Origin of the sequence: Exiguobacterium sp. s16, from assembly GCF_018618115.1 — a bacterium.
Lineage (GTDB): Bacteria > Bacillota > Bacilli > Exiguobacteriales > Exiguobacteriaceae > Exiguobacterium > Exiguobacterium mexicanum_A.
Genome location: NZ_JACSLM010000003.1, coordinates 52,898 through 78,892, shown reverse-complemented (window position 1 = coordinate 78,892; position 25,995 = coordinate 52,898). Strand labels below are relative to the sequence as shown.

The 25,995-nt window shown below is 53.3% G+C and carries 31 protein-coding genes and 1 riboswitch; of the genes, 4 read left to right on the top strand and 27 right to left on the bottom strand.

The genetic code is table 11. The features are described from left to right. From KNP86_RS07365 to KNP86_RS07345, 5 genes are all read right to left on the bottom strand, one after another. The gene (locus tag KNP86_RS07365) at nucleotides 1-1,479 is read right to left on the bottom strand and encodes a sugar ABC transporter ATP-binding protein (protein WP_214753483.1); all 1,479 of its coding nucleotides are present in this window, start codon (nucleotides 1,477-1,479) and stop codon (nucleotides 1-3) included. Nucleotides 1,480-1,490: 11 nt separating this feature from the next. Further along, the gene (gene rbsD, locus KNP86_RS07360; RefSeq protein WP_034779594.1) at nucleotides 1,491-1,880 is read right to left on the bottom strand and encodes a D-ribose pyranase; all 390 of its coding nucleotides are present in this window, start codon (nucleotides 1,878-1,880) and stop codon (nucleotides 1,491-1,493) included. Further along, nucleotides 1,880-2,764, bottom strand: coding sequence for a ribokinase (gene rbsK, locus KNP86_RS07355; protein ID WP_214753481.1), 885 nt, complete (start codon nucleotides 2,762-2,764; stop codon nucleotides 1,880-1,882). The genes rbsD and rbsK overlap by 1 nt, the downstream gene beginning before the upstream one ends. Beyond that, the gene (locus KNP86_RS07350; protein ID WP_214753479.1) at nucleotides 2,761-3,744 is read right to left on the bottom strand and encodes a LacI family DNA-binding transcriptional regulator; all 984 of its coding nucleotides are present in this window, start codon (nucleotides 3,742-3,744) and stop codon (nucleotides 2,761-2,763) included. The genes rbsK and KNP86_RS07350 overlap by 4 nt, the downstream gene beginning before the upstream one ends. Nucleotides 3,745-3,841: 97 nt before the next feature. Next, entirely contained in the window at nucleotides 3,842-4,396 is a 555-nt protein-coding gene (locus KNP86_RS07345) for a GNAT family N-acetyltransferase (protein ID WP_214753477.1), read from the bottom strand. Between the two features lie 67 nt (nucleotides 4,397-4,463). On the opposite strand from KNP86_RS07345, the gene KNP86_RS07340 reads away from it, so the two are divergent. Next, nucleotides 4,464-4,910: a DUF4385 domain-containing protein gene (locus tag KNP86_RS07340; protein ID WP_214753475.1), complete on the top strand. Its 447-nt coding sequence runs from the start codon at nucleotides 4,464-4,466 to the stop codon at nucleotides 4,908-4,910. Here KNP86_RS07340 and KNP86_RS07335 read toward each other — a convergent pair whose 3' ends face one another. The 14 genes from KNP86_RS07335 to KNP86_RS07270 form a co-directional block, all read right to left on the bottom strand. Next, entirely contained in the window at nucleotides 4,911-5,348 is a 438-nt protein-coding gene (locus KNP86_RS07335) for a GNAT family N-acetyltransferase (protein WP_214753473.1), read from the bottom strand. Nucleotides 5,349-5,435: 87 nt separating this feature from the next. Then, complete coding sequence (locus tag KNP86_RS07330; protein ID WP_021065934.1) at nucleotides 5,436-5,885, bottom strand: OsmC family protein; 450 nt, start codon at nucleotides 5,883-5,885, stop codon at nucleotides 5,436-5,438. Between the two features lie 45 nt (nucleotides 5,886-5,930). Then, entirely contained in the window at nucleotides 5,931-7,496 is a 1,566-nt protein-coding gene (locus KNP86_RS07325; RefSeq protein WP_214753471.1) for a diguanylate cyclase domain-containing protein, read from the bottom strand. A gap of 134 nt (nucleotides 7,497-7,630) precedes the next feature. Next, entirely contained in the window at nucleotides 7,631-8,263 is a 633-nt protein-coding gene (locus KNP86_RS07320; protein WP_034779608.1) for an SDR family oxidoreductase, read from the bottom strand. Between the two features lie 23 nt (nucleotides 8,264-8,286). After that, on the bottom strand, nucleotides 8,287-8,925 hold the full coding sequence (thiE, locus tag KNP86_RS07315) for a thiamine phosphate synthase (RefSeq protein WP_214753469.1): 639 nt from the start codon (nucleotides 8,923-8,925) through the stop codon (nucleotides 8,287-8,289). Continuing rightward, complete coding sequence (gene thiD, locus KNP86_RS07310; RefSeq protein ID WP_214753467.1) at nucleotides 8,897-9,733, bottom strand: bifunctional hydroxymethylpyrimidine kinase/phosphomethylpyrimidine kinase; 837 nt, start codon at nucleotides 9,731-9,733, stop codon at nucleotides 8,897-8,899. The genes thiE and thiD overlap by 29 nt, the downstream gene beginning before the upstream one ends. Continuing rightward, nucleotides 9,733-10,521 (bottom strand): hydroxyethylthiazole kinase, encoded by a 789-nt coding sequence (gene thiM / locus KNP86_RS07305; RefSeq protein ID WP_214753465.1) that lies wholly within the window; start codon nucleotides 10,519-10,521, stop codon nucleotides 9,733-9,735. Before thiM ends, thiD begins: the two co-directional genes overlap by 1 nt. Further along, nucleotides 10,518-11,192, bottom strand: a complete 675-nt coding sequence (tenA, locus tag KNP86_RS07300; protein ID WP_214753463.1) for a thiaminase II — start codon at nucleotides 11,190-11,192, stop codon at nucleotides 10,518-10,520. Before tenA ends, thiM begins: the two co-directional genes overlap by 4 nt. A gap of 82 nt (nucleotides 11,193-11,274) precedes the next feature. Then, a riboswitch (TPP riboswitch) is annotated at nucleotides 11,275-11,379 on the bottom strand. A 61-nt stretch (nucleotides 11,380-11,440) separates the two neighbouring features. Then, nucleotides 11,441-12,889: an exopolysaccharide Pel transporter PelG gene (gene pelG, locus KNP86_RS07295; RefSeq protein ID WP_214753461.1), complete on the bottom strand. Its 1,449-nt coding sequence runs from the start codon at nucleotides 12,887-12,889 to the stop codon at nucleotides 11,441-11,443. Beyond that, a complete protein-coding gene (pelF, locus tag KNP86_RS07290; RefSeq protein ID WP_214753459.1) occupies nucleotides 12,870-14,288 on the bottom strand; it encodes a GT4 family glycosyltransferase PelF in 1,419 nt (472 codons plus the stop codon). The genes pelG and pelF overlap by 20 nt, the downstream gene beginning before the upstream one ends. After that, nucleotides 14,285-16,132, bottom strand: a complete 1,848-nt coding sequence (locus KNP86_RS07285) for a DUF2194 domain-containing protein (RefSeq protein WP_214753457.1) — start codon at nucleotides 16,130-16,132, stop codon at nucleotides 14,285-14,287. The genes pelF and KNP86_RS07285 overlap by 4 nt, the downstream gene beginning before the upstream one ends. Next, a complete protein-coding gene (locus tag KNP86_RS07280; RefSeq protein WP_214753455.1) occupies nucleotides 16,114-17,052 on the bottom strand; it encodes a tetratricopeptide repeat protein in 939 nt (312 codons plus the stop codon). The genes KNP86_RS07285 and KNP86_RS07280 overlap by 19 nt, the downstream gene beginning before the upstream one ends. Before the next feature lie 4 nt (nucleotides 17,053-17,056). Further along, nucleotides 17,057-18,226: a GAF domain-containing protein gene (locus tag KNP86_RS07275; RefSeq protein ID WP_214753453.1), complete on the bottom strand. Its 1,170-nt coding sequence runs from the start codon at nucleotides 18,224-18,226 to the stop codon at nucleotides 17,057-17,059. A gap of 159 nt (nucleotides 18,227-18,385) precedes the next feature. Then, complete coding sequence (locus tag KNP86_RS07270; protein ID WP_235420226.1) at nucleotides 18,386-19,213, bottom strand: glycoside hydrolase family 191 protein; 828 nt, start codon at nucleotides 19,211-19,213, stop codon at nucleotides 18,386-18,388. Between the two features lie 104 nt (nucleotides 19,214-19,317). Here KNP86_RS07270 and KNP86_RS07265 point away from each other — a divergent pair, with 104 nt between their 5' ends. Further along, nucleotides 19,318-19,719: an ion channel gene (locus tag KNP86_RS07265; protein ID WP_084592883.1), complete on the top strand. Its 402-nt coding sequence runs from the start codon at nucleotides 19,318-19,320 to the stop codon at nucleotides 19,717-19,719. 12 nt (nucleotides 19,720-19,731) lie between these two features. Here KNP86_RS07265 and KNP86_RS07260 read toward each other — a convergent pair whose 3' ends face one another. The 3 genes from KNP86_RS07260 to KNP86_RS07250 are packed head-to-tail and all read right to left on the bottom strand — an operon-like array spanning nucleotide 19,732 to nucleotide 21,371. After that, nucleotides 19,732-19,884, bottom strand: coding sequence for a hypothetical protein (locus KNP86_RS07260; RefSeq protein WP_034779628.1), 153 nt, complete (start codon nucleotides 19,882-19,884; stop codon nucleotides 19,732-19,734). 48 nt (nucleotides 19,885-19,932) lie between these two features. Next, a complete protein-coding gene (locus tag KNP86_RS07255) occupies nucleotides 19,933-20,772 on the bottom strand; it encodes an aminoglycoside 6-adenylyltransferase (RefSeq protein ID WP_214753451.1) in 840 nt (279 codons plus the stop codon). Further along, entirely contained in the window at nucleotides 20,769-21,371 is a 603-nt protein-coding gene (locus tag KNP86_RS07250) for a pentapeptide repeat-containing protein (protein ID WP_029594498.1), read from the bottom strand. The genes KNP86_RS07255 and KNP86_RS07250 overlap by 4 nt, the downstream gene beginning before the upstream one ends. Nucleotides 21,372-21,424: 53 nt before the next feature. On the opposite strand from KNP86_RS07250, the gene KNP86_RS07245 reads away from it, so the two are divergent. Then, complete coding sequence (locus KNP86_RS07245) at nucleotides 21,425-21,871, top strand: NUDIX hydrolase (RefSeq protein ID WP_021065918.1); 447 nt, start codon at nucleotides 21,425-21,427, stop codon at nucleotides 21,869-21,871. Here KNP86_RS07245 and KNP86_RS07240 read toward each other — a convergent pair. Then, on the bottom strand, nucleotides 21,842-22,552 hold the full coding sequence (locus tag KNP86_RS07240) for a YjjG family noncanonical pyrimidine nucleotidase (RefSeq protein WP_214753448.1): 711 nt from the start codon (nucleotides 22,550-22,552) through the stop codon (nucleotides 21,842-21,844). The two genes, KNP86_RS07245 and KNP86_RS07240, sit on opposite strands and share 30 nt — an antisense overlap. A 72-nt stretch (nucleotides 22,553-22,624) precedes the next feature. On the opposite strand from KNP86_RS07240, the gene KNP86_RS07235 reads away from it, so the two are divergent. Continuing rightward, nucleotides 22,625-23,467 (top strand): GNAT family N-acetyltransferase, encoded by an 843-nt coding sequence (locus KNP86_RS07235; RefSeq protein WP_214753446.1) that lies wholly within the window; start codon nucleotides 22,625-22,627, stop codon nucleotides 23,465-23,467. An 11-nt stretch (nucleotides 23,468-23,478) separates the two neighbouring features. Here KNP86_RS07235 and KNP86_RS07230 read toward each other — a convergent pair whose 3' ends face one another. From KNP86_RS07230 to KNP86_RS07215, 4 genes are all read right to left on the bottom strand, one after another. Next, nucleotides 23,479-24,423 (bottom strand): alpha/beta hydrolase, encoded by a 945-nt coding sequence (locus tag KNP86_RS07230; RefSeq protein ID WP_214753444.1) that lies wholly within the window; start codon nucleotides 24,421-24,423, stop codon nucleotides 23,479-23,481. A 59-nt stretch (nucleotides 24,424-24,482) separates the two neighbouring features. Continuing rightward, nucleotides 24,483-24,713, bottom strand: coding sequence for a hypothetical protein (locus KNP86_RS07225; RefSeq protein ID WP_214753442.1), 231 nt, complete (start codon nucleotides 24,711-24,713; stop codon nucleotides 24,483-24,485). 112 nt (nucleotides 24,714-24,825) lie between these two features. Beyond that, nucleotides 24,826-25,581 carry an HAAS domain-containing protein gene (locus tag KNP86_RS07220; RefSeq protein ID WP_214753441.1) on the bottom strand — a complete coding sequence of 252 codons (756 nt, stop codon included), beginning with the start codon at nucleotides 25,579-25,581 and terminating at the stop codon, nucleotides 24,826-24,828. Continuing rightward, nucleotides 25,556-25,909, bottom strand: coding sequence for a PadR family transcriptional regulator (locus KNP86_RS07215; RefSeq protein WP_214709184.1), 354 nt, complete (start codon nucleotides 25,907-25,909; stop codon nucleotides 25,556-25,558). Before KNP86_RS07215 ends, KNP86_RS07220 begins: the two co-directional genes overlap by 26 nt. Between the last annotated feature and the right edge of the window lie 86 nt (nucleotides 25,910-25,995).

The window sequence follows — 25,995 nt, the reverse complement described above, 5'->3', positions numbered from 1 at the left end:
TCATTGTCCTCCTGTCGCATATGTCATGACTTTTTCTTGCGTCGCCTCGTCTTTCGTTAACGTCCCCGTGACGACGCCTTCTCGCATGACGACAATCCGATCACTCATCCCGAGCACTTCGGGTAAATCGGATGAGACCATGATGATGGCGACACCCGATTCGGCCAGCTCACTCATGATCGTATAGATCTCTTTCTTCGCCCCGACATCAACGCCCCGTGTCGGCTCGTCAAGAATGAGCACGTCGGGCTCGGCGCCGAGCCATTTCCCAAGGACGACTTTTTGTTGGTTCCCGCCCGAGAGCGACTTCACTTTTTGTTCCATCGAATGGTGCTTGACGCGCAGTTTTTTCAAATAACCGTCCGCGAACTGCTCCTCTGCTTGGCGTGAGATGATCGTTCCTTTCGCCCGTTTATCGAGCGTCGGCAACGACAGATTTTCGCGCAATGAGAAATCGAGGAGCAACCCCTCGCCTTTTCGGTCTTCCGTCAAGAAGGCGATGCCGTGTCGAATGGCATCGACCGGCTGTTTGATTCGGATTTCGGTGCCCTTCAATTTGACGACTCCGCCCTTGGCCCGGTCGGCCCCGAACAAGGCGCGCATCACTTCGGTGCGTCCGGCTCCCATGAGTCCCGAGAAACCGACGATTTCACCGGCCCGAACATCGAACGAGACATTGTGGAACCGGTTACCTATCAATCCATCGACTTCAAGGACGACGTCTCCGATGGTCGCGTTGCGATCCGGATACCGTTCGCCAATCTCACGTCCGACCATTTCTTTCACGATTTCTTCAAACGACGTCTCGGCGATGCGGTGTGTCCCGATCGATACGCCGTCGCGGAGGACGGTGATGCGGTCGCATAGTTCAAAAATCTCTTCCATCCGGTGCGAGATATAAATGATGGATACGCCTTGGTCACGCAGCGCCCGCGAAACCGAGAATAGCGCCCGAATCTCTCGGTCGGTCAAGGCGGCGGTCGGTTCGTCCATGACGATGACTTTCGCATCCGTCATGAGCGCCTTCGCGATCTCGATCATCTGTTGTTGTCCGACAGATAATTGTTTGGCAAGCTGATCGACTTCCATGAACACGTTCAGTTCCGCTAAGTACTCGCGTGCCCGTCGCTTCATCTCTTGCTGCTTGATGACACCGAATGGACCGGTCAATTCCCGTCCGAGAAACAAGTTTTCCATCACGGTCAGCTCCGGTAGTATGTTCAGCTCTTGATGGATGAACGCGATGCCAGCGCGCTCGGCTTCTTTTGGATGTTTGAACTGCCGGACGGCCCCATCGATGACGACTTCGCCTTCATCGAGCGGATGAAGCCCGGTCATGACCTTCATGAGTGTCGATTTACCGGCCCCGTTTTCTCCCATCAATGCATGAATTTCGCCGGGTAACAATTCGAAGTCGACGCCTTTCAATACACTGACCGGACCGAACGACTTATGGATGCGCTTCAACTGGATGTGCATCGAACCCCTCCTTAAAAGATGACACCGGCATGTAAAATGACGTTCGCATACGGAGTCGCTTCGCCTGTCCGAATAACGACTTTCGCTTGTTCGACCTCACGCTTGAACGCCTCGTGCGAGCACGTCTTCACCGTATCGAATCGTTCGGTCAACGCTTTGGCGATCGGTTCGTTCTCCGTGAACACCTCATCGGCTACGGTGATTTGTTCGATGACCATGTCCGCCTCAACGGCATCTAATACATCGAGGAACGACGGTTCACCAAGACGAAGCGCCAAATCGACTCGCGCCACGCCGTTTGGAATCGGTAGTCCACAGTCCGCGATGACAACCGTGTCCGTATGCCCCAAGTCGGCAAAGATTTTCGTCAAATGGCTATTCAAAATCCCATGTTTCTTCATCACACTCGCTCCAATCGTCTCATGACGTCATCTCGGTTCGGCATGCCGCCTTGGGCCCCGAACCCTTCCACGCTCAATCCTGAAGCGACGACAGCGAAGCGTACCGCTTCACGTAACTCGCTTCCTTCCATCAGGGCGGCTGCGAGGGCCCCGTTGAACGTATCCCCTGCCCCCGTCGTATCGACGACATCGGCTTGAATGGCTGGAACTTGCTGAATCGTCTCGCCATCAAAGAAACGGACGCCGTTGACGCCTTCGGTCACAATCAGTTTGTTCGGATAGCGACGCAATACGTCTTCAAGCGAGACATCGCCGAACAAGTCACGGCACTCATGCTCGTTCGGTGTCACGTATGTCACGTTCGCAAGCAAGGTCTCCGTGAGCACTTGTGACGGCGCTGGGTTCAGTAGAACCGGGATGTTGCGGGATCGACAGTACGCACTCACTTGTTCCACCGTCGCGATTGGGATTTCGAGCTGGAGCAAGACGAACGTTTCTTCATCGAGCAATTGTTCGAGCTCTGTTTCTGTAAAACGCACGTGTTTGTTTGCCGACTGGACGACGACGATTGAGTTATCCCCTTCGGCGAGCACGATGTGCGCCGTCCCGGTCACTTCATTGTCGATAGTTCGTAAGTGAGATGTCCCGACTCCGTTTAGTTCAAAGTTTTGTCGGATGCGTTGGCCGAACTCATCGGACCCGATACAACCGACCATCTCGACTCGTCCTCCGAGTCGAGCGGCGGCGACCGCTTGGTTGGCTCCCTTTCCTCCGGGCACCGTCTGAAACGCCTGTCCGATGACGGTCTCCCCTGCCTGCGGACGTTTGTCTGTCGTGACCACTAAATCCATCGATACACTACCGATGACCACAATTCGCTTCATGTGTCATGCCCCTTTCGGATCGTCGTCTGTCGCTCCGTCAACGTGACGGGCAACAAGATTTCTTTCGTAACGGTCTCCTTCTTCTCAATCAAATCAAGGAGTCGCTCGGTCGCACGTCGTCCCATCTCATAGATAGGTTGCGAGATCGTCGTGAGCGGCGGCGACGTCATCTCACCGAGCTCGATGCCATCGTAGCCGATGACTTGCAAATCTTGCGGCACACGCACATTCCGACGCACCGCTTCCTGCAACACCGCGGCCGCGATGACGTCATTGGCGGCGAACAATCCATCGAACGGCCAATGCTCATCAAACAGCGTTTGCGCCGCCGTGAGCGCTTCTTTGAACGTGAAACTCGAATGCGTCATGCCGACGAGACGATCTCCCGCGACGTCAAGGAACCCATCCGTCCGTCGCTTCACCGTCTGCAGCTGTTCAGGTCCACCGATATGGGCGAGCCTTGTCGCACCACAATTCAACAGCGTCTCCGCCGCCAGGCGACCGCCTTCATACCCGTCTGAGATGACGGCGTCAATGCCAGACTTGACGATTCGGTCGAGCGCGACCATCGGCAACTCTAACTTTTCGTAGTTCGGGTTGTCTGAATGGTTCGTCGTGATGATCAGACCGTCGACATGCATCGTCTGAAGCGCGACCAAGTACGACTGTTCTTTCGCCAGTTGTTCGTCTGTGTTGCACAGGACGACTTGATAGCCGTGTTGATTGGCCACATCTTCGATTGCTCGGGCCAGCTGTGGGAAGAACGGATTCGTGATATCCGGCATAATCAAGCCGATCAAACCCGATGTTTTTGTGAATAAAGAACGAGCGACTCGGTTCGGCGCGTAGTCGAGTTCGGCGATGGCCCGTTCGACGGCTTCCCGCGCCTCTGCGCTCACATAACCGTTGTTGTTCATGACACGGGACACGGTCGCGACAGAAACGTTCGCCCGTTTGGCCACTTGTTTGATTGTCGCCATCTCGGCCCCTCCTTTTTGGTAACGCTTACAAAACCATCATAATGTGTAACCGGTTACATATCAAGTATTAATTTTTGCATCAAAAAAAACGCCTGACTCATCGTTGAGTCAGACGCCCTTCATAGTTCTCTTTCGTCACGACGTAGACGAGACTTTGGACGGTACGTCCGTCTAAGCGCGTCAACTGCTGAGACGTCGTGAACGCGTACGTGAAGCCTGTCTTTTCGACGACGCGGCGCGACTGGTCGTTGAAGTCGAAATGACCGCACCAGATGCGTTCGAGTCCGAGGTCGTCAAAACCGTGCCGCATCACTTCGTGGACGGCTTCCGGGATGTACCCTTGCCCCCAATGGTCCGGGCTGAGAACATACCCGATCTCACGCTGCCGGTCATGCTGAATCTCAGGGTCCGGCCGGCGGTCGTGCAACCCGAGGCTGCCGATCACCTCACCTGTCTTTTTCAGTGTGATGGCCCAGACGTCTTGGTCTTGCTGGAACAGCCGGATGACGTCACGTGTCTCCTCGACCGACTGGTGCGGCGCCCATCCTGCTTTCGGTCCGACCCGCTCATCTTGCGCATAGTGAAACATCTGTTCAGCGTCCTCGAGCTGAAACGCCCGCAACCGGAGCCGGTCTGTATCAAGTTGAATCATCTTGTTCTTCCTTTCTGTCGTTTCCCTCGGATTCGTTCCGGGAATGAATTCATGAGGAGGGATCACGATGCCATTTGATTATGATTTAGATTTTGAAACGATTGATTTCCGCGAACACCCCGAGCTGTATCGAGTCGGACGCGGCGAGCAAGGCGTCCTGCTCGTCGAACCATATAAAAGTGAGATTCTCCCCCATTGGCGCTTCAAGACGCCTGACATCGCCAAACAGTCCGCCGATGAAATCATGGAGCTATTCGAAAAATACCGGGCCAACGATGATTTCGTCGGAATGGATATGGCCCGCAAATTCATCCAGATGGGCTATACCCGGGCGAGACGTTACGCCAACTATAAAGGCGGACGAAAATATAAGGACGACGGCGATCTCCACGACCGACAAATCGACGAGGAGAAAGCGGAATCGGCCCGCATCTTCAAAGAGCGATGGGACCAGATTCGGGCGGACGAGGACTATTTGAAGCGAAAGAAAGCCCATCAGAAACAGTACGGCTGATTATCGGGTCATGACGAGAAAACGGGTCGCCCCTTTTTCAAACGAAGTGACCTGTCGAAACCCGAGCTGCTCATAGAGATGGATGGCCCGCTCATTGAACGCGGCCACCGTCAACCGGAGCGGTTTGCCTTCGTGCGCCGCTTCTTGCATCACCAACCGGACGAACGTACGCCCGTGTCCCCGTCCCGTTCGATCCGGGCGCATGCCGAGCCCGAGGTCGACGCATGTGTCATCGTAGACGTATGTATCGTTCGGCACTTGTGCGTACGTGCCGAGACAATAGAAACCGATCAACGCCTCGTCATGGACGGCCTGATACGCCATCAGTTCATCCAGCCCTTCCGCTGAAGCTTCTTGGTTATAGAAATCATACGGTGCCTCGTACGTCCACGCTTGAATCGCGCGGGCGTCTTGCTGTGTCATCGGGCGAATATCCATGACAACCTCCTTTCTCACGTCTCTTTTTGTTCGTGCTCGTCGGCAAACATTCCTGTCTACATCAAAAAAGGATGGGTCACCCCATCCTCACTTCCGTGTCCACGTCGCCGTGATGTCGACGTCGGCCGCATGCATTAAATTGTGGATTGGACAACGAGCCTCAACGCCTTTTTGGAGCGCCGCAATCCGTTCATCCGATTCGGTCGTATCGAGGACGATGTTGACGTGTACTTTCTCAAAATATGTCCGTACTCCTTCAACGCCTTGGAAGCCGCGCGGGTCGAGCGTTCCTTCGGTCACGAACGTCACCCCGTCATAGTTGAAATCTTGGTCTTGCGCCACGTAGGCAATCATGATTGTCGTACACGACGACAACGCCCCGAGCAAATATTCGAGCGGGTTCGGACCGGCGTCCGTCCCGCCGAGACGTTCCGGTTCATCGACGACGAACGGTTCGAGGTCACGCACATGCACCGTCGTCTTCACACTCGTCGCTTCCCCTTCGGCTCGCATCGTCACTAACGGTTTTTCAGTCATATTGTCTCCTCCTCTATCAAATTGCCATCTTCATTCTCGTTCCCGTTATTTCGGTCCATGTAACACTTCGTCATAAATCGCATAGTCGTTTTTACCGTGTTGCTTGATTTGATACATCGCCTGATCAGCTTTATGAATGAGCGTGTCCAAGTCCGCCCCTTGATCCGGTGCGACGCTGACCCCGATGCTCGCTCGAATCGGAATCGTCTCTCCTCCGAGCCGGAACGGCCGCTCCGTCAGTAGCAACTGCAAGCGCTCGACGAACGCAACGATGTCATCTGCATCGACGTTCGGCACATACATATAGAACTCATCCCCGCCGACGCGCGAGGCTAGTCCCGCTTCCGGCGTCGCCATCTCAAGCAACTCACCGAGATGAATGAGAAAATCATCGCCGACTTGGTGGCCGTACGTGTCGTTGATTCCTTTAAAGCCGTCGAGGTCGATGACGACAAGCGCGACCGTGTCCGCTTGCAGTAATGCCTGGTCGGCCTGCTCATAAAACGCCCGACGGTTCGCGAGTTTCGTGAGCGGGTCATGATAGGCGAAGAAGCGAATCGACTGTTCGGCTTCTTTGAACGAATGGACGTCTCGAATCAAAATCATGCCGTGTATTTTTTGATCGATATAGACGAAATCACCATCGATGACGACGTACCGTTCTTGTCCTGATTTTGTCTGAATCTTCGTCTCGAACTCGAGAAACTTTTTTTGCGCATGGAAATGTTGGTCGTAATGCGCACTCCATTCGTCCCGCTTTTTCTCGGGCAACAAATCGACAAAACGTTCATTGACGACACGGACCGTATGAAACAATGTGCGCGCGGCCGGATTCGCACTCTCAATCTGTCCCTGATCATCGACGAGCAGGATCGCCGACGGGTTCAAGTTATAGAGCGTGCCATACCGTTTGACGTAAGATGCTAGGAAATCAAGTCGATTCATCGCGACGACGAGAGCGACCGCCCAGACAAGTCCACCGTACATATACGCGTAAGGCGGCATGATTCCGCGGAGCTGGACGTATCCGAAGACGATGTCCCAGACAAGAACGGCGACGGCCGTCCAAATGAGCATGCGCAGGACACGTTGATGCTCGGTCCGATCGGCGCGTTTGAGTGCATAGACGAGTAACAGGATGATGAGGAAATGAAAAACGTTGCCGACGGTCATCGTCGTCAAATACGACGCGTTGAACTCAGGATAAATCCAAACACCGACTTGGTCGAACCGCTGACTGTTCAAGATGTTCTCTTGACGGATGAACGTCAACGCGACCGGCACGAGCGGCAAATAAATGACATACGGATACATCCATTTCGGCAGTTTCGCCCCGACTCCCGTCACTTTGACGATAAAGTGGACGGAACACACAAAAATCAAAATGCCAGCGTTGCCGAACCAATACGTCACGAAGGCGGGACTGGCTTCAATTGGGGACAGATGTCGTCCAAACTCGGCCAAGAACAACATCGCGTAGCCAAATACGAACAGGCTGAGCAGTCGATGCTCGACTTGGCGCGGGTTGCGGAGCAATACGTCAAGGGCAAGGTGGCTCAATAAGAAAGCCGGAAGTAAATAAACGGCCATATAGAGAAATAGTGTGGTCACGGATAGACCCCTTTCTTCAAATAAATCCATCTCTTACTTTCTCTATCGGTCGAAGCGAATCCTTTCTCGAGTGCGCGGACACATCCATACAAAAAGCGAGCGGAACCAAGTCCGCTCGCAGTCGTCATCTCTTTTTATAACGTGTCTTCGATTGCCGTGTCACCTTTGACGAGGTCAATCGCTTGATTGTGGGCTGCGTCATGACCAATGAGATGTGCCAAGAAGGCCGCCACGTCTGCACGCGGAATCTCACCAGTCGATACGTCGCCCGTCTTCACTTTGCCGGTGCCGGCGTCATCTGTGAGAGCGCCCGGACGGACGATCGTATACGTAAGCCCGCTCTCCTCGAGCAGACGATCCGCATGGTGCTTCGCCACATAATATGGTTTCATCTCTTCCGGCCATGCCGAACGATCTTCTGCTTTCAAGGCGCTCACCATGACGAACTGTTTAACATTCCCGTTCTTGGCAGCCTCGATGCTTTTCGCCGCGCCGTCAAGGTCAATCAGGAGCGTCTTGTCGGCTCCGGTGCTACCACCTGAACCGGCTGCGAAGACGACCACGTCCATGCCAGACATTGCTTGTTCAAGTGACGAGACGTCACCTTCGAGGTCGCCTAGGACGGCCTGATAGCCTTTTGATGTGAAGTCATCGAGTTGCTCTTGTTTTCGAACCATCGCCGTGACTTGGTGTTTCCCTTCCTCGTGCAATCGTTCCACGAGCTGTTTTCCAATCTGTCCATTCGCGCCTATTACAAATACGTTCATCTGTCTTCCTCCTCGATTTGAATTCAGAGACAAGCGAAACGCCGTGTGGCCATGGCCACATCCGGTGCAGAAGCGATGGCTGAGATGACGGCGACGCCGTCCGCCCCGTCGTTCCGAATCATCGGGACATGTTCCGGTAAAATGCCGCCAATCCCCACGATTGGCAGCTCTCGATACATGGCTCGGACTTGGCGGATGAGTGTCGTCCCGTTCACTGCCCCGGCATCTTCTTTCGAAGTCGTCGGGTAAATTGGGCCAATGCCTACATAATCCGCATGCTCGATGGCCGCTGCTACTTCTTCGAGCGTGTGGACCGAGACACCGAGCCACTTATCTGGACCAATCCGCTCCCGAACGATTGCGGCCTCGGCATCGTCTTGTCCGATATGCACGCCGTCCGCATCAATGCGCGCCGCCAGTTCGACATCGTCGTTGATGATGAACGGGACGTCGTACGAACGACAAAGTGCTTGCAGGGTCCTTGCCATCGCTTCTTTTTTATCCCCATACAGTGCCTCTTTACCTTTTTCACGAAATTGAAAACATGTCACGCCACATTGGAGTGCCATTTCGACCGTCCGTAACATGTCTTTCGTGTTCGGTGTCCCGCATACGAAGTAAAGCCGCAACTGTTCAGCGAGTGCCCGCCTTGATGGATTCAATCGTCACACCCTCCTCTCCATACGCCACATATGCCCAATGGTTCGTCGGTCCGTGTCCGGCGCCGATCTCAAGGCCATGGGTGATGGCGCTTTGAATGAACCGCTTCGCCGTCACCGCCGCCTCCATGATAGAACGACCTTTGGCAAGTTCCGCTGTAAGCGCCGCCGAAAATGTACAACCGGTACCGTGCGTATCGCTCGTCTGGATGCGCGGGGCCGAGAGAAGGAACACTTCCGACTCCATCATGATCAAGTCTTCGGCAGTTTCACCTTCGAGATGGCCGCCTTTTAAAATAACCGCGCGCACGCCGTACGCTAACATCCGCCGAGCCGCCTCGAGACGATCATTAAACGATCGAATCGTCAACCCGGTCAGCACTTCCGCTTCCGGCACGTTCGGCGTGACGACTGTCGCGAGTGGCAACAAGGAGGTCTTGAGCGCATCGACCGCCGTGTCCTGTAAAAGCGGGGCCCCTCCTTTCGCAATCATGACCGGGTCGACGACGAGTCGGTTGAAGACATGACGTTTCACCCCGGTAGCGACTGCCTCGATGCGCGCCGCATCAAATAACATCCCGGTCTTACATGCTGCGATCGAAAAGTCCGAACCGATTGCATCGAGTTGTTGCGTGATGAGTTCCGGCGACACCGCTTCGACCCCATGCACCCCGCGCGTATTTTGAGCGGTGACGGCCGTCAGAACGCTCGTCCCGAACACCTCTAGCTCTTGAAACGTCTTCAAATCGGCTTGGATTCCTGCTCCCCCGCCAGAGTCCGAACCGGCAATCGTCAATACTTGCGGCCGCATCATGACACCACCTCAATGCGGTCGCTCGGCAACTCGACGGCTGTCATCTTGCCGAGTTCATTCAAGAAATGAACGGGGAAGTCGCCCGGTCCATCCGCCAAAGCGGTAGCCAGTTCGCCGCACCGCGCATATCCGGCGAGCGCTGTCGCCGTGGCCGTCAACGCGTCGGATTCGACCGCAAGGAACGCACCGACGACCGCACTGAGTAAACAACCGGTCCCTGTCGTCCGGGCCATTGCTGCGGTGCCGCCTTTGATTTCAATCGTCGCGTCCCCGTCGCTGACGACATCCGTCTCTCCGGTCACGGCAACGACACAGTTGTAGCGTCGTGCCGCCGCGCGTGCGATGTGATTCAAATCAACCCGCGTTTCCCCAGCGTCCACGCCGCGCGCCGCCGCGTCGAGACCAATCAATGTCGCGATTTCTCCGGCATTGCCTCGGATGACCGTCACGCGGACGTGTTGCAAAATGGATGTAGCGACGTCACGTCGAAACGCGGTCGCCCCGACACCGACCGGATCGAAGACGACCGGCCGGCTCGATTCATTCGCCGCCTGTCCGGCTCGAATCATCGTACGTTCCGTCGTCGCATCGAGTGTGCCGATATTGAGTACGAGCGCATCGCTCGCAGACGCCATGTCCGCGACTTCTTCGACGGCTGACGCCATCACCGGCGCAGCGCCGATGGCGAGCAACCCGTTCGCCGAAAAGTTAGCGACGACGATATTCGTAATGTTATGGATGAGTGGCCGTTCGGCTCTGACTTTGTCCCATAAGTCGCGCTTCATCGTGTCACCCCCGCCGGTAAATCCCACGACTCGAGCGTCCACGCCATTTCCCAAAACGCATGTTCATAATAACAACTCTTCAAGAACAGCTGTTGATACCGGACCCGTTCTTCCGCTGTCGCTTGTCCGGCGAGCACGTCGAGCCGTTCAAGCTGTTCCTCGACGAGATCGCGGAACCATTCCGAACCGTACGTCGCAATCCACGTCGCATAGATCGGATGATCGGGTGTCGCATCTTTCAATCGCTCCCCGATCTCATAATAGACCCAGTAGCACGGCAAAATCGAAGCGAGCACATCACCGAGCGTCGGACCGGCCTGTTGCATATGGAGCGCATAGGCGTAAGCCGTCGGGGCCGGCTCAAACGTCGCCCACTCCGCCTCCGTCACGTTGAGCAAGGTGAAAAACTCACGGTGCAACGCATGCTCCGCTTCGATGGTATGGAGCGCGTGCGTCAAAAAGCGGCTCGCTACTTCCATGTTCGGGGCGAGGGTCGCCCCTTTCGCCTGTACTTTGGAGAACTGGTTCAAATAGTATGAATCTTGCATGACGTAATGCCTAAATTTCGCCTCGTCGAGTTCGCCTGTTCCGAGCTCGCGGACGAACGGATGGTCAAAGCTGGCTTGAAACAAGGCCTCGGCCTCTTGTCGAAGATGTGCGGTGAATGTCATTCATGTCTCCTCCTTTGTTATAAAAAAAGACGCCGCCTCCCATAACGGAAGCGGCGTCGGATTTACACAAAGTGTACGAGAACAATCGGTTCGCCCACTTCCCTACGCTAGCGTGAACTAGATCAGGTTCAAAGGGTCTGGACCTCGTCCATCTCAGCCGCGTCACGCGACTCCCCTAGTGGTAAACATTATGAAATTCGGTCGTCTACGACCACATCATATCAGTCTTTATCTTTGTTGAAAACCCTTTATCGCGAGAAGCGACGGTTCAACAACGTCCCCATTTGGGAGAAGCGTTCGGTGCCAAGCTTGCGTCGATTCGAGGCCGCGAACACGTAATAATCGACTTTGCCCATGTAATAAATCAAACGCAGGCCGGCCAAGAAGAACGTGATTGTCGTGCTGACGGCAAAGCCGACGCCGTACCAATCGATGCCGCGCGGCAAGAGCAAGAGCGTGAACAACGCATTCAACGTGAAGAACGAGATGTTGACGAACAATGCCCCTCGTCGATCCTCGAAATAGAGCAACAACAACGTCAAAATAAGGATCATCGCGTTCGCGAACGCCGCGAGCGTCGTCATCCGAAAGATTTGACCGATTTCGTCCGGCACACCGATCCAACCGACGAACACCCCTGCCATCAGGATGGCGAACAACGTCACGACGCCTTGGCTGCGCGCGAGTCGAATCAGCTCATTTTTCAACACGGACGTCATCGTCTGTTTCGCCTTCTCGATTTGATGGAGCGCCCCGCCGTAGTTGATCAGTCCATAAAACGTACGATAACGCTCATAAAATCGTGTCTCGACGGCGACGACGAATAGCAGTTGCGTCGGGATGATCGTCAAGTACGACCAAAAGATGGCCGTGTCATAATACGGATTGAACAAGAACGAGTCCGCGATGATGACGCGTCCTTCTCCGAACCAGATGATAAAGTTCGTGACCCAAATCCCGAGCACGTACAACACGCCGATGGCGAACAAGTCTGGATAGCGGTCGAAGTACTTGAAGTAAGAGAACTCTTTCACGGCGTAGCGGAGTGGGAACGTCCGGAGCATCGCGAAGAACAACCCGAACAACGTCACAATCATCCCGACCGTGAAACCGAGCAATAGCTCGAGACTCGACGGGTCGACCATGAGACGGCTAATCGCATAGACGCTCCCGACCGAGATGAGTCCGCCGAGCAAGAAGCTATAGGCCACCGCTTGATAATACTTGGCGGCACTTAAAAACAAGAACATGACCCAGATGACGTTAATCGTCATGAATAAAACGAACAACGTCAGTTTGTACAGAAAATCGAGCGGCGACAATAGCCAAAAGATACTATACAGCAAGCCTGCAACGAGGATCGTCACTTTGAGCATCCCGGTGAACACCGGGAAAATCTCATGCGCTTTCTTCTCGTAAAACAAGTCCGCCACGTATCGGGTGACGACGAGCTGTTGGAAGCTGAACAAGATTTGCGAGAAGATGAACGCGTACGAGACCGAGATCATGAAGAGCGTCCGTTCGGCGAGCGATAACGTCGGCATTTGGAACGCCAACCATTGAATCGTCCCGACGACCAAGATGACGATCAACCACGGTCCGGATGTGACGAGGCCCGAGAACGTGTACGCCTTCAACCTGGACGAATAGTAGTCTTCTTGGAACAACTTCTGCAACTTAAACCCGATGCCCGCCATACTGTTCCCTCCTCGTTTCATAGATGGCCTTGTAGCGGTCCACGACTTGTTGGAGACGATAGTATTGGCGGACCCGCTCCCGCCCGTTCTTACCGAACCGCATCCGTTCCTGCGGATAATCCATCATCCACTCGACCTTGTCCGCGACCGCTTCCGGATGAACCGGGGGCACGATAAACCCGGCTGGACCGAACGGGTCGTCTTCTCGGCCGTACAGGAGCTCGGAACAAGCCCCGACATCGGTCGCGACCCACGGGATGCCGGCTGCCATGCCTTCAAGAATCGCGAGCGGTTGACCTTCCGAGATACTCGTCAACAGAAGTAAATCAAACTTCGGCAAATAGGCTTGGACATCAACCTTTCCGGCGAGCTCGACATAATCGGTCAGCCCGCTCTGTTCGATGAGCAACCGGCACTCTTCCGCATATTCCTCATCCTCATCGAGCGGTCCCATGATCGTCAGCTTGAACAGACGATGCCGCTCCTGCAAAATCTTGGCGGCGTAAATCATCGTCTTCAAATCTTTGATTGGCACCAAGCGGACGATGGCACCGATTTGAAAGAGGTCGTGCTCCGGACGATCGATCGTCGCCTGGATTTGTCGGTCGGCAATCCCATTGGCGATAATTTTCGTCTTCTCGCTCGGGGCGCCGATCCATTCCTGATATTCGCGATTTCGTTCGAACAAGGTGATGATCTCATCGGCCGCGTTATAGGCCTCACGCGACAAATGGTGAAAGAAACGGACCCACCTCGGCTTATACGGCGCTGGAATCCAATACGACTGTAGAATCTCCTCTTCGCGTTCACGCGAGTAGATGCCGTGCTCCGTCAAGATGAACGGAATCCCTTGCGTCTCCTTCATGTAGGACGCGACCACACCGGCATAACCCGTTGACACGGAATGAACGAGGTCGACTTTCGGGAGCGGTTGATGGAGCACCCGTAAAATCGGAGTGTACATACTCTGCCACATCCAGAAATAGTCGATGAACGAACCCCCGTTCATTTCCTCGGCGTAGGCCGCCTTGACATTTTTCCAAAAGAACTCGCTTGCGAAAAACGCCTGACTTGAAGGCACTTCTTTCCCAAGCAAACGAAGCGCTTGCCGGTTCGGACTTTTCAACATGAGCCAGTCCGATACGTTCTGTTCGTCCTCAGTGCCCCACTTCAATCGTCCCCTCGCGCGTTCACCTACGTCGTTCAAATACAGATGGGTGATGCCGGAGACGTTCGGAGGGAGCGCGTATTTCATGTCTTCCGGCCGTTTCTCGGTCGGTTGAATCGAAATGATTTCAAACGACACTTCGGGCATCGCCTCAATCAACGTCTGCGTCCAACTTGAGACGCCTCCGCTCACGTATGGATAACTGCCCTCTAATACGAGTCCGATTCTCATTGCGCTTCCCCCTTGATGGCGATTTCAGCGTTCGCCGATGTCAGTTTGATGAGATAGAGCGGACGGTCGGCTTCCCATTGTTCAACCGTCCCAAAGTCAAACTCTCCCGTCTCAAGTGACTGGCCTGGTTTGAGGCGAATCGTGAAGTGGGACGGGTTGATGAGCCCTTCCCCGGCTAAATAGACGGTCGACTCATCAAACGTGACGTTCAAATCAGCTTGTTGGTATGTGACCATCTTTTCGGTCGCATAGTGTTGCGTATACGCCTCGAGGTGAGGATATTGATCTTTCACGTCATGGACGATTTTACGCAGACTCGCGAACATCGTATCCCAGTCCCGACCAAAGGCCCGGTCTGGGTCGATGACATCATCGGGGTGAATGAAGTGTGAAAACACACCGAAATTGGCGATCGCGTCGACCATTTGGAAAATCGATCCGCGCTCTTCCCCGTAATCGCTTGTCACACGCGGGAAATGGTACAAGTTCGGATGCGTCCCATCAAATTCGAATTCTTGGACGAAGTCCCCGCTCTCCGGCTCCCCCGTGTAGAGCGAAGCAATCGTGCGCAGTTCTGGTAACGCTTCGGCGATCGCATCGACCCCAGTCCGGTTGAGCGCGTTCGACGGCGGAACGTATGACTTGAGCGTTTCAGCCGGGAAATAGTTCGCAAACACGGACTCGGCTTGAAGCAATGACCGTTTCATCTCGTCTTTATCTTGCCAGGGGATATACCCGTACGTCGGGTCAATCGGTTCATCGGCCGTGACGAGCGACTGGTGGTTATAGCCATGGAGTCCGATTTCCCCACCGTGGGCAATCAATTTGCGACCGAAGTAGAGCATTGGGAACTCACCCCGTTTGATCAACTGTTCATCGACGAGCTCCATCTCCTCTTCATATGTCCCAATCATGGCACCCGTGTAAATCAAGTCGTCGTCTTTCGCCAAATCGACCATATCTTCCCACCAATCCTCGGCGAAGAAATCTTTGACCGATTTATCGATCGGGGTCGCGGACACGTCTTTCATCTTTCCGTCCATGACCGGTGCCGGGAAATCATCGATGTACATGAGCTTGATCGCTGCTTGTGCCGTGACGAACGCCGGTGGCATCGTGCCGAGCGTCTGAACGAACAGACCGCGGATCATCTTTTGGTTGGTGATCGTCGTATTCCAATAAAGGACGTTCCCCTCGCCGACTTCGTATTCCCAAAGGATTGGGAAACCTTCAGCTGACAACATGACGTTGGCCTCGTCTGCAATCGCAAAATCGACGACGCTATGGACAAATAAGTCGTCCGGTGGGTTCAAGTCGACATACCCAGGGAAAATCGTCTCTTCAAAATTTAGACCATACACGTCCGGTACGTACTCACCGATTTCTTCAATGCCGGTCAACGCGTTCCATGCCGGGTCTTTAAACCGATTCGCAAAGACGAGGTTCCCGCCTTGTTCGACATAACGTTTCATTTCCACGAACGGCCACCTCGTCGTGTCTTCACCCGTGAAAATGATGATGGTGTATGGAGATGGCGCAATCGACCCGACGGCACCTGGGTTCACTTCGCGAACGTCAAGTTTCGCATACTGCAGACCGTACAGCAGGTTGTCTGCCGTTTCGACCGCCAAATCACCTTCATCCCGGACGAGATAAACTTGTAGCTGATGCTCACCCGCTTTTGCCGAGGCATCACTCTTCAACTGGTCGATGTTCATCTGTTGCTCGGCGACGTTTGGCAACAACGTGTGTAGCGAGTGGATCCGTAAGTATTGAATCGCACCGACGACGACTAAAAATAAGACGATGAAGAGCGAGAATGAGATTACAGTTCGTTTTTCCATGATGTCGTGTCACTCCATTCTTCAAACAACAGTCGGTACTCATACGGTACGTCCTCCAGTGAGAATTGGGTCTGCATCATAAACATGACCGCCTTCACTTCGTTCCAACGTTCGCGCTCATAATAGTAATTGATAAGCATCAGATGAGCCTCGATGCGTTCCGGGAAATGATGGACGTACTCTTTTAAAATGTTCAATTGCTCTTTGGGGCGCTCTAACGTGAGATAAATCTCGTTCAAGTCTTCGTAAATCCAAGGCGAAGGCGGATAGAGCGTCTTCGCTTTCAATAATTCTTCCAGCCATGCGCCTCGCTTGTCCTTCAACATGACCTCGGTGATGAGTTCACTATGGATCATGCGTTTATAAATCGTCGCAAGCCGTCGAATCGTGTCTGGGTTACCCAAGTCGTACTCGCGTTTGGCGTGTTTCAATTCTTGTTCATATTGATCGATCAAGATGTTCATTGTCGCCGCGGCGTAGTGGACAGTCTCGCTGTCCGTGCTCTCAAGTCCCATCTGCAAATACTTGCCTTGCTGGTCAATCGACTGATTGACGTGCGTCAAAATCGAGTGTTTGCGGATAGCTGGATCTTTGGAGTTGATGGCGTCGGCGAGCGGTAACAGATTGGTGCTGCTGCTCGCTTCATGACGAATCTGTTCATAGTTGACGACCTTGAAGTCGATATAGTCGTCATAGTCTTCAATCAGACCGCTCCGACCGAACCGTTCAGCAAGCCGATACACCGCATAGACGGCAAGTTCGGCTAGAAACGGTAAGAACAGACCGAAGCTGAGCGCCGCCACCGCGATGCCATAATCCGGCGCTTTCATTCTTCGTTTCAACGTGATCAATAATCCGAAGGCGAGCAGTGCATGAACGACATAAATCCCGATCAATACGAGACGAATGGTAGACTCCATCTCGTCACACTCCCTTCTGGATCAAAATCCCTTCGATCCGGTCATAGATCCGTTGACGGTGTTCTTCACTCGTTCCTGGGAGTAAGAGCAACAGCTTATTCTCATCCGGGTCGTACCCGACGACATCGATCTCCCGTAAATATGAATGGACGATGGCCTCGATACTCTCGAGTGAGACAGGCTCATACCCGAGCGGATATTCGAGGACGATATACGGCTGTCCATGGTGAATCTTCTTTTGTTCTTGGATGGCGACGAGTTCTGTGAACGCTTCTTTCTTATAAAATGAGGTGCCTTTATGCATCTTCTCGTGCTGCTCTTTACGAATCAGGTTCTCGGCATTTTGAATGCGTGTGCCAATCCACGAGAAGAGGATGTTGAGAACGTGCAAGTCATCGGTCGTCAATTTCCGAAGCGGCAACCGTTTGATGACGACGACTTCTCGGGTCATCCCGTCCACGATGATCGGTGCGAGCAACATCGGGTCCGTGTCCTCGTCGTCGAGTTGACGGAGCGTCGTCTCTTGCACTTGGAAGAACCGTTTGAACATACTCGACGCCTCATCGAGAAAAATCGTTTGCGGAAACTCTTTCTTGTCCGTTTGGCGAATCAAGAGACGCATCGACTTCTGGGAACGGTCGACGTGGTAAATCGCGACGTCACTCGCCAGGAACGTTTTTTTCAATAGGCGAATCGTCTCGCTCCGAATCAATTCTGGATGCGGCAAATCAAGCGATACGGCCAGTTCATACAATTGATTCAAGCTGTACTCGGATTGAAGTAGTTTTTGACGAAGTGTGGTTTGCGAAGTGTTGAGTAAATCGACGGTCTCTTTCAAATACGTGTTTTCATCTTTCAGTTCTTCGTTGCGGAACTGGCTGATTTCGTAACGCTCTCGAAATGAGGTGCTGAACAACCCGACGATGACAGTGATGGCGAAGTAGTAAAACAGTGTAAGAAGTGAGTTTGTATCGTAGAACAACAGGAAGATGTCCCCTCCCATTAGGCCGGTGTATAACACTTTATAGAGGAGCAAAATGCCGAAACTGATTAAGCCGAAAATCGTTCCATACCTGAGGGCGAACAGGATGGCGGCCACATAAAACAAGTTCAGTTCATTTTGAATCGTGCCTAGGCTGAAGAATAAATCGATTCCGATCAATAGCGCGAACACGACAAGAATCTCGACCCATTTGAGCCATGGACGGTCTTGAGCGTACAGAATGATAATCCCCTCCTCATGGATAACATCTCTTCAGTTTTTAATGCGGGATGGTCCCCTGCCCTCGGACAGGTATACATAGTCCTTATCTTCCCTTACCCTAATTACCCCCTAAAAATCCCACGTATTGTAATAAGTTGGTTCGTGATAATGGATGAATCCGTTCGCTTCGGCCATATCCCGACTTGTCGCCTCTTCTTGGTCTGAGACGGTGAGGACAGCGATTCCGTATTCGTCTTGAATCGCGTTCATTCGATCGAGCATCTCCATCGACCAAGAGTCGGACGTGATTTCCGTGTAGTTAAAACCTTCCCACATGAAGCCTTCCACGTAAGGCGCACTCGTTCGTTCAAGCGTCTCGATGCCCCAGTTTTGGACGACTGGGACGCCCGGATATGCCTTTTCAATCGCTTGTAAAAAGGCCTCGAGCCCAGCCAGCTGTTCTTCTAAGTCGTCCGGATAATCGAGGTGGACGTCATCGATATCACCGACCGTGTCGAGGAAAATTCCGTCCAGATGTTTATTGATGACTTGTTTTTGAATTTCACGGATTAAAATTTTACGGAAATCGGACGAGCTGATATCCGTCAAATACGAATCCCATTTCGGGAAATAGATGCGTTCCCCGTCCCGATAGAAGAAATCGTCTTTGTCCATTTGGCCGATGAGCGCACGATTCCACGTATCTGCTTCCATCACGTTAATATAGCCGAGCACTTTCGTCCCGTTCGAGCGGATCGTCTCAATCTGTTCCGGCGTATACCAAATCGGTTCGATGATGACGAGGTCGTATCGGGCCATGTCTTCAATGATCGCCTCGGTCGGCATGTTATAAAAAATCTTATAGGAATGGATCTCATCAAAATCAAACGGCTCTTTCGTCGTACATCCTCCTAAAAAGAAGACGAACAATAAGCCGCTCACTAAACATCGTCGCACTCGGATACCTCCTTGTTGAATGAATCCGTCTTGGTGTGAATCGGTCCGTTTGACGGTGAACGATCAGGGAAACAACATAGTATAGACTGTCACAGAAGGGAGAAATGGGCGTGAATACCATTTTATTGACGATTGCCCTATTATTCGTCGGCTTGAACGTGTTTACCTTCTTTCGGCGCCAAACGTATAGACAGACCGGCTTCGACATGCGCTTGTTCAGCCACTTGTTCGTCAGCCTACTCGGCGTCATGATCGGGTTTGCCTTGATTTACTACGCGCTCTCACGCGATGGCGTCATATTGGTGACGTCACTCGAGACGATGAACGCGGTCGATCCGAACTGGCGCAATCTGCTTTACTTCAGCGGGGTCACGTTGCTGTCTATCGGATTCGGCGACCTGCTGCCAATCGGTCCGGCCCGGTTGTTCGCCTTGCTCGAAGCGGCCATCGGGATTTTGTTGCCGACAGCATTTTTTGTAAAATCGATATACAAAAAAGAAGACTGAAGAAACAGTCTTCTAACGTCCAGTAATCAGCAAATACATGTTGAAGGCGACAAGTCCAAGCGGAAATAAGGCCACGACTAAAATCGGCCATTTTTTCGTCCGGATGCCGACAAATAAAAGTAAACTCCCCACTAGGAGCGCGATGAACGTCGTATACGGATTCAAGCGTCATTCCCCCTTCTATAGAGGGGCTTTTCCCGACTCAACCGAAAACTAATCGTTTGAACACCAAAGCGTCGAAAAGGCGTCACGAATTCGTCGGGCTTCCATCTCCGCAAACGGATATCCGGCTTGGTCGGCCACGCGGCGACTGACACGTTCAAATTGTTCCACCAACGTCGCATGGGCCGTTTCCATCGCTGTCACTTCGACCAAAGTGTATGTATCAAGATAAGCCTGCCATACTTCAGGGGCCAGATGCTTCTCAAGCCCATCCCCGGACTTTCCTCCGTTCGCCGTAAAGTTTGTCGCAAAGCCAACGTCCCATACAAGCATCTGCCGGAGCATCGTTCGCATGATCGTCACATGGTCGAAAGCGTATAACAGTTGACCCCGCTTGATACCTTTGACGACGTAAAGCGACACCCACCAAAACTCGTTCCAACACTGCTCATAGTCGAATCGGCTCGGTCGTTTGATGCGGTACGTGTCATCAGATGGGATCGGTTGACCGGCAATCTCGTCTTTATCAATGAGGACGAGACTGAGTGAGTCAGCGTGAATCGCTTCCTGCACGTCACGCATAGGACGGACGGTCAAATCGACGCGATGACCGGCTGCAAACTGGACGAGAAACGCGAAACGCTCATATTCGTCGCCTCCTGGCACCTCGTCCGGCGTCTGCATAATCAAGACGTCCCCGAGCGGCGCCATCCACGAACGGTCCTCGATGAACGCGGTCACGTCTTCGACGAAACAAGTAACATCGACGTCTTGAAAACGGTCTGGTTTTACGTGCGGATTGACGAGCGACCCGTTCAAGACGAGGACGCGGACGTCTTCCCGCTCCGCGGCCATGGCCGTCAAGTGCTCGAGCACTTGCTCATTGGTCATATGACGTTCGCCCCGAGCGAGCGGGCGACTTGGACGGCCTGCATGACGTCAAGCGTCGCTTGTTTCAGAATGACGTCCGAGAAATCGACCCCATCCATCTCCGCCCCTACAAAATCGGCCCCCGTGCAATCCGCGTGTTGCAACACGGCGCGGGACAAGACGGCGTTCGTCCAGCGTGATTCTTTCAAATCCGCACCGTATAAATCCGCCTCCGTCAACCGGACACCGGACCAATCCATCTTCCGGAGCGGGGCGTGACGCAGATTGACGAACGACCAATCTCCTTCACGCACGACGACCCCTTCAAACGTGCATGACTCGAACGACGAACCCGTCATCTTGCACTGATCGAACTCGCTCAAAAACAGATTCGCCCCGTTGAACTGACAATTCAGGAATGAGCTGCCGCTGTGGCGCGAGGCGTTCCACTTCGAATCGGTGAAGTCACAGTTGATGAAACGACACTGTTCGGTCTCGAACTCGGTCGCATCGATATAGGTGAAGCGACAGTTCTCGAACGTCGTCTGCGTGAGTTGGATGTCACGGAGCGTCTCGTCGCGGAAGTCCTCACCTTTATAGCTCTCATTTGATTGAAACATGACCTGCCTCCTTGGCGTATACTTGATGTAGCTTAAGGAATGGAGTGATGAAGATGGATATCGTATTTCCGACCGAGCACGGCACGTTCAATTATCGCGTCGCCGGCATCTGGGTCCAGGACGGTCATTTGCTCGTTCATCGGAACGTGAACGATGACTTTTGGGCGTTACCGGGCGGTCGTGTCGGCATCGGCGAAGAGGCCGAGCTTGCCTTGACGCGTGAACTGCAAGAAGAACTCGAAGCGACACTGACGGGAACGACGTTCGCTTTCGTGTCCGAAAATTTCTTCACGTATTTGGAACGCACGGTCCACGAGATTGGCATGTACTTTTATGTATCGGGTGACCTCCCGCTCCGGCATGGAGACTTCCACGGACCGGAAGGCGATCACCTCATCTATCGTTGGCAGCCGCTCGACGCGCTCCGGGACTTGAAACTCTTCCCGGAGACACTCTATGCGTTGCCGCAATCATTGCCGCCCCACTTTATCGATCGCTGAGCTTGATAGAATCGACTTCAATTCGTGCAAGTCTTGAATTTCATACGTCGTCTCGACCGACGCCGCAATCTCGTGCGGATTGTACCAGCACGTGTCGAGCCCATACATGCGCCCGCCGGCGATATCTGCCGTCAGCGAGTCACCGACGATGAGCCCGCGTTCCGGTGCCACATTCGGAACCCGGTCAAATACATAGTCAAAAAATGGTTTCATTGGCTTTTGTGAACCGGTCGCGTCCGAGACGAACACGTCTTGGAAGTAAGGGAGCAGTCCCGAGACTTCGAGCCGCTTGAACTGAGTCTCCGTCACCCCGTTCGTGACGATATAGAGCGGATACTGTTCACTGAGCGTACGGACGAGTTCGAGTGCCCCATCGATGATGTGCACCCCGGCGTGCAAATGGTCGCGATAACGCTGTTCGACTTCATGTGCATCGATCGTGATGCCGAGCGTGTCGAACAGTTGCGTGTGCCGGCCCATCAAGACGTCTTCCCGTCCGACCTCGCCGCGCTCGAACGCGCGCCATAATCCGTTATTGATCGTCACATACTGTTGTTTCAATTCATCCGTCATCCGAACGTTGTGTGCCGCGAGCAACTGCTCCAAGGCGACGTGCTCGCTCTGTTTAAAGTCGAGCAACGTATCATCGACATCGAATAAAATCGCTTCATATCGTTTCATAATCTGTATTACCCCTCTCTGCCTCTAATGTACAGGAACGGACCGAGAAGTTCAAAACAAGGAGTGAGTCATATGGCTAAACGACCTATCAGCAATCTCGAGTATTCAGGGGAAGAATTCGCGTCATTTTTCTATTTGGCCGATGAGATGTTCGGCATCGATTTTGGTGAATGGTACATGGCCGGCGAATGGACCGACCGCTATCGTTGTTACTCATTGACGTTTTATCGGAATGTCATCTCGAACGTCGGCATGAGCCGGATGACGATCGTGGCTGACGGAACCGCTCGCGAGGCGTATCAGATTGGGACAGTCATGACGGACGAGGACCGACAAGGACTAGGACTTGCCACCCGTATTTTCAAGCATGTGTTCAAACAGCATGACGCCGATGGCTTGCCTTATTTTTTGGCTTGTGACGAAGGGGTTGAACCATTTTACGAGCAACAGGGGTTCTCCGTCCAACTTGAACCGGAGCTATTCGTTTCAGTATCGGGATCTGCGGCTCCACTCGAACATGTCGACGTCGATGCCGAACAGTGGCGTCGTTTCAAACTGGAGTCACTCCCGTTTTCACCGCGTCTGTATACGACAGACGACATGCACATTTGGATGTTCCATTACTATCAAGGGATGGACGAGGACGTGTATCGTTTCGATGACGTCCATGTCATTTATATGATTGAGCGCTCGCGCTTAAACTTGTATGCCGTGCTGTCGCCGCGACCTGTCGATATGCGTGACGTCGTGGCCCGCCTCTCTTTTGAAGGCATCACCGAGATCGTCTTTAAGTTCACGCCCGATTTGGACGGTGTGGAACAACGTCCGTCCCGCGACGGCCAATGGATGATTCGCATGAACGAAGGACAATTTTTCCCGGAAGGTTGTCGCTTTCCGAGCTTATCGAAAGCATAAAAAAACTCGCCTCATGGACGAGTTTTTTTTATGAATGCCGTTCCGAGCGCATGAGCCGCTTCAATTACGGCTCGTCTCGCTTCCGGGACATACGTGTAATAGTTGACGAAGCCGTGAATCAAGCCATCGTAATTTTGATACGTCACCGGGACACCGAGGCTAATCAATTTGTTGGCGTATGCGCGTCCGAGGTCGCGGAGCGGGTCGTATTCGGCCGTCAACAACGTCGTCGGGGGAAGGTCCCCTAAGTGGTCCGAAAAAATCGGCGAGGCGTACGGATGCATCAATTCCGACTCATCATGGAAATATTGTTGCTGGAACCACCGGATGAGCCCTTCATCGAGCAGATAACCGTTCGCGTAATCAATCAATGACAGCGGCAAGTTCTCCTCGGTCCCGGTAACCGGGTAAAACAGCAGCTGATGCATGGCGAGGGGGCGACCTCGTTCAATCGCCATCAAGGCGCTGACCGTGGCGAGTGTCCCGCCGGCACTGTCTCCGCCGACGGCGATGCGCTCGGCATCGATTTCAAGTTCCGAGGCGTGATCCGCAATCCAAACGAGCGCCTCATAGCTATCGTAGACGGCTGTCGGAAACTTATGCTCCGGAGCGAGTCGGTAGCCGACCGAGATGACGGTGCAGTCGGCCTCGTTCGCGATCGTCCGACATATCGCGTCATGGGTGTCGAGACTGCCCGTGACATATCCGCCACCATGAAAATAGACGAGTGCTGGCGCGATCGTTCGACCCGACCGATAGACGCGGATTGGCAGTGAGCGATTCGGAAGCATAATCGAGCGATTCTCGACGTGATATACATGCTCTCTATGTTGAAACCGGGTCATCATTGCGTCTTCTTGTCGTCTTAATTCGAGCGGATCCAATTGGTCATATGTGGTCGAGATCTGATTTTGAAACTGGTTCAAATAAAATTGAATCGTCGGATTGACTGGCAACGGGAATCCCTTCTTTCTCTTTTAGGCGTACAGTTGCCTATTCCCAGCCGCGTTCGACCTTAAGCAGATTCACGTGCTTTTTCGAAAGCCCAACGGTTCACACATACTACAACGACCCCACTCGCGAACACGACGGTCCATATGTTCATGACGATGGATTGGCCGAACGGCTTGAAAAAGTAATCCCATGCCCCATCGATGTACCCGATCATGGTCATGGAAATCAAGTGCGAGATGATGAGCGTAAAAATGATCCAACGCAACCATCCACGCCGGCCAAATTGCCACACGCTCCACCACATCACGGCCGGAATCACGAGATAACCAAGCGCATTGCCCCCGCTGTCACGAAAAAAACCCACGGCAGACATAAAAGAGCGACGAAGATGATTCGTCCGAGCATCAGGTTTGCCCCCGTTGATTCTTTTTCCACCAGACGAACAAGAAGACCCCCATCCCGACGAACAGAATCAGCATCGAGAAAATCAGTTGTTGCTCGAGCGGCAAGCTTGTCTGGGCGAACGCGTATTGCGGCCCAAATAAGAGAATCGGAATGATCAGATTGATCCATGTCTTCGTCCACACAGAGACGGTGAGCAACGTGACGACGGCGAGACCGAGCAAAACGAGTTGACCGGTTGGACCGAACACGATCGTCGGGGTCTCGACGAAGATGTCGAGTACCATCAGTCCGAGGAACAATGTCATCGGCATCGCGGCGAGCGTGATGTACGTCGCCCCATTTTTAAATTTGCTTTCTTTCGAACGGACCGACATGTGGCGGAACGCTTGTGAGGCGGCCAGCAAGAACAGGACGGCGATGAGCGGGAACCCAATCAACTGGACCGTCGAGAATGTCATCTCGCCTTGAATGAAGTTGGCGATGATGATGTAGGCGAACACGTTCGGAATGATCATCGCGATGATTTTGAAAAACCCTTTTCCATCGAACGCCATCTCACGCCCAAGATGCTGCATGTAGGCTTTCGGGCTCTGGCCGACGACATCGTCCACGCTTTTGCCTGCGCGTTCCGCCTCCTCGAGGTGGTCTTTCAGCTCGGCGACAACGTCTTGCACTTCCCCTTCCGACTTACCGCTCGACATGAGATATACCGCTAAATCATCCAAAAAATCACGACTCTTTTTTGAAAGTTCCATCTTCATTCCCCTCTCCGAGTACGCGGTCGACGCCGCTTGACACTTCCGCCCAACGTTGTTTGAAGGCCAGCAACTCTTGGTGCCCCGCCTCCGTCAAAATGTAATATTTTCGTTTCGGTCCCCCTGATGGCAACGCCTTTTGGACCGTCTCGACCCACCCTTCTTTCTTCATCCGTAACAGGACCGGGTAAATACTGCCCTCGCTCACCATCGTGAAGCCATACGTTTGCAACTTCTCCGACATCTCATAGCCGTACGTCTCTCCTTTATCGATGATGGCCAACAGGCAACCTTCGAGCAATCCTTTTAACATTTGACTCATCGCCATGGCGTGACCTCACTTTCGTTAAACTAACTTGTTATACACAATAGTAATGGAAGGCACTACCAATTGCAACTACTTTGTAAAACAAG

Coding starts and splice junctions, on each gene's coding strand:
- KNP86_RS07365 (WP_214753483.1), bottom strand. CDS start 1,479: ATGCACATCCAGTTGAAGCGCATCCATAAGTCGTTCGGTCCGGTCAGT.
- rbsD (WP_034779594.1), bottom strand. CDS start 1,880: ATGAAGAAACATGGGATTTTGAATAGCCATTTGACGAAAATCTTTGCC.
- rbsK (WP_214753481.1), bottom strand. CDS start 2,764: ATGAAGCGAATTGTGGTCATCGGTAGTGTATCGATGGATTTAGTGGTC.
- KNP86_RS07350 (WP_214753479.1), bottom strand. CDS start 3,744: ATGGCGACAATCAAACAAGTGGCCAAACGGGCGAACGTTTCTGTCGCG.
- KNP86_RS07345 (WP_214753477.1), bottom strand. CDS start 4,396: ATGATTCAACTTGATACAGACCGGCTCCGGTTGCGGGCGTTTCAGCTC.
- KNP86_RS07340 (WP_214753475.1), top strand. CDS start 4,464: ATGCCATTTGATTATGATTTAGATTTTGAAACGATTGATTTCCGCGAA.
- KNP86_RS07335 (WP_214753473.1), bottom strand. CDS start 5,348: ATGGATATTCGCCCGATGACACAGCAAGACGCCCGCGCGATTCAAGCG.
- KNP86_RS07330 (WP_021065934.1), bottom strand. CDS start 5,885: ATGACTGAAAAACCGTTAGTGACGATGCGAGCCGAAGGGGAAGCGACG.
- KNP86_RS07320 (WP_034779608.1), bottom strand. CDS start 8,263: ATGAACGTATTTGTAATAGGCGCGAATGGACAGATTGGAAAACAGCTC.
- thiD (WP_214753467.1), bottom strand. CDS start 9,733: ATGCGGCCGCAAGTATTGACGATTGCCGGTTCGGACTCTGGCGGGGGA.
- thiM (WP_214753465.1), bottom strand. CDS start 10,521: ATGAAGCGCGACTTATGGGACAAAGTCAGAGCCGAACGGCCACTCATC.
- tenA (WP_214753463.1), bottom strand. CDS start 11,192: ATGACATTCACCGCACATCTTCGACAAGAGGCCGAGGCCTTGTTTCAA.
- pelG (WP_214753461.1), bottom strand. CDS start 12,889: ATGGCGGGCATCGGGTTTAAGTTGCAGAAGTTGTTCCAAGAAGACTAC.
- pelF (WP_214753459.1), bottom strand. CDS start 14,288: ATGAGAATCGGACTCGTATTAGAGGGCAGTTATCCATACGTGAGCGGA.
- KNP86_RS07285 (WP_214753457.1), bottom strand. CDS start 16,132: ATGGAAAAACGAACTGTAATCTCATTCTCGCTCTTCATCGTCTTATTT.
- KNP86_RS07280 (WP_214753455.1), bottom strand. CDS start 17,052: ATGGAGTCTACCATTCGTCTCGTATTGATCGGGATTTATGTCGTTCAT.
- KNP86_RS07265 (WP_084592883.1), top strand. CDS start 19,318: ATGGGCGTGAATACCATTTTATTGACGATTGCCCTATTATTCGTCGGC.
- KNP86_RS07255 (WP_214753451.1), bottom strand. CDS start 20,772: ATGACCAATGAGCAAGTGCTCGAGCACTTGACGGCCATGGCCGCGGAG.
- KNP86_RS07250 (WP_029594498.1), bottom strand. CDS start 21,371: ATGTTTCAATCAAATGAGAGCTATAAAGGTGAGGACTTCCGCGACGAG.
- KNP86_RS07245 (WP_021065918.1), top strand. CDS start 21,425: ATGGATATCGTATTTCCGACCGAGCACGGCACGTTCAATTATCGCGTC.
- KNP86_RS07240 (WP_214753448.1), bottom strand. CDS start 22,552: ATGAAACGATATGAAGCGATTTTATTCGATGTCGATGATACGTTGCTC.
- KNP86_RS07235 (WP_214753446.1), top strand. CDS start 22,625: ATGGCTAAACGACCTATCAGCAATCTCGAGTATTCAGGGGAAGAATTC.
- KNP86_RS07220 (WP_214753441.1), bottom strand. CDS start 25,581: ATGGAACTTTCAAAAAAGAGTCGTGATTTTTTGGATGATTTAGCGGTA.
- KNP86_RS07215 (WP_214709184.1), bottom strand. CDS start 25,909: ATGGCGATGAGTCAAATGTTAAAAGGATTGCTCGAAGGTTGCCTGTTG.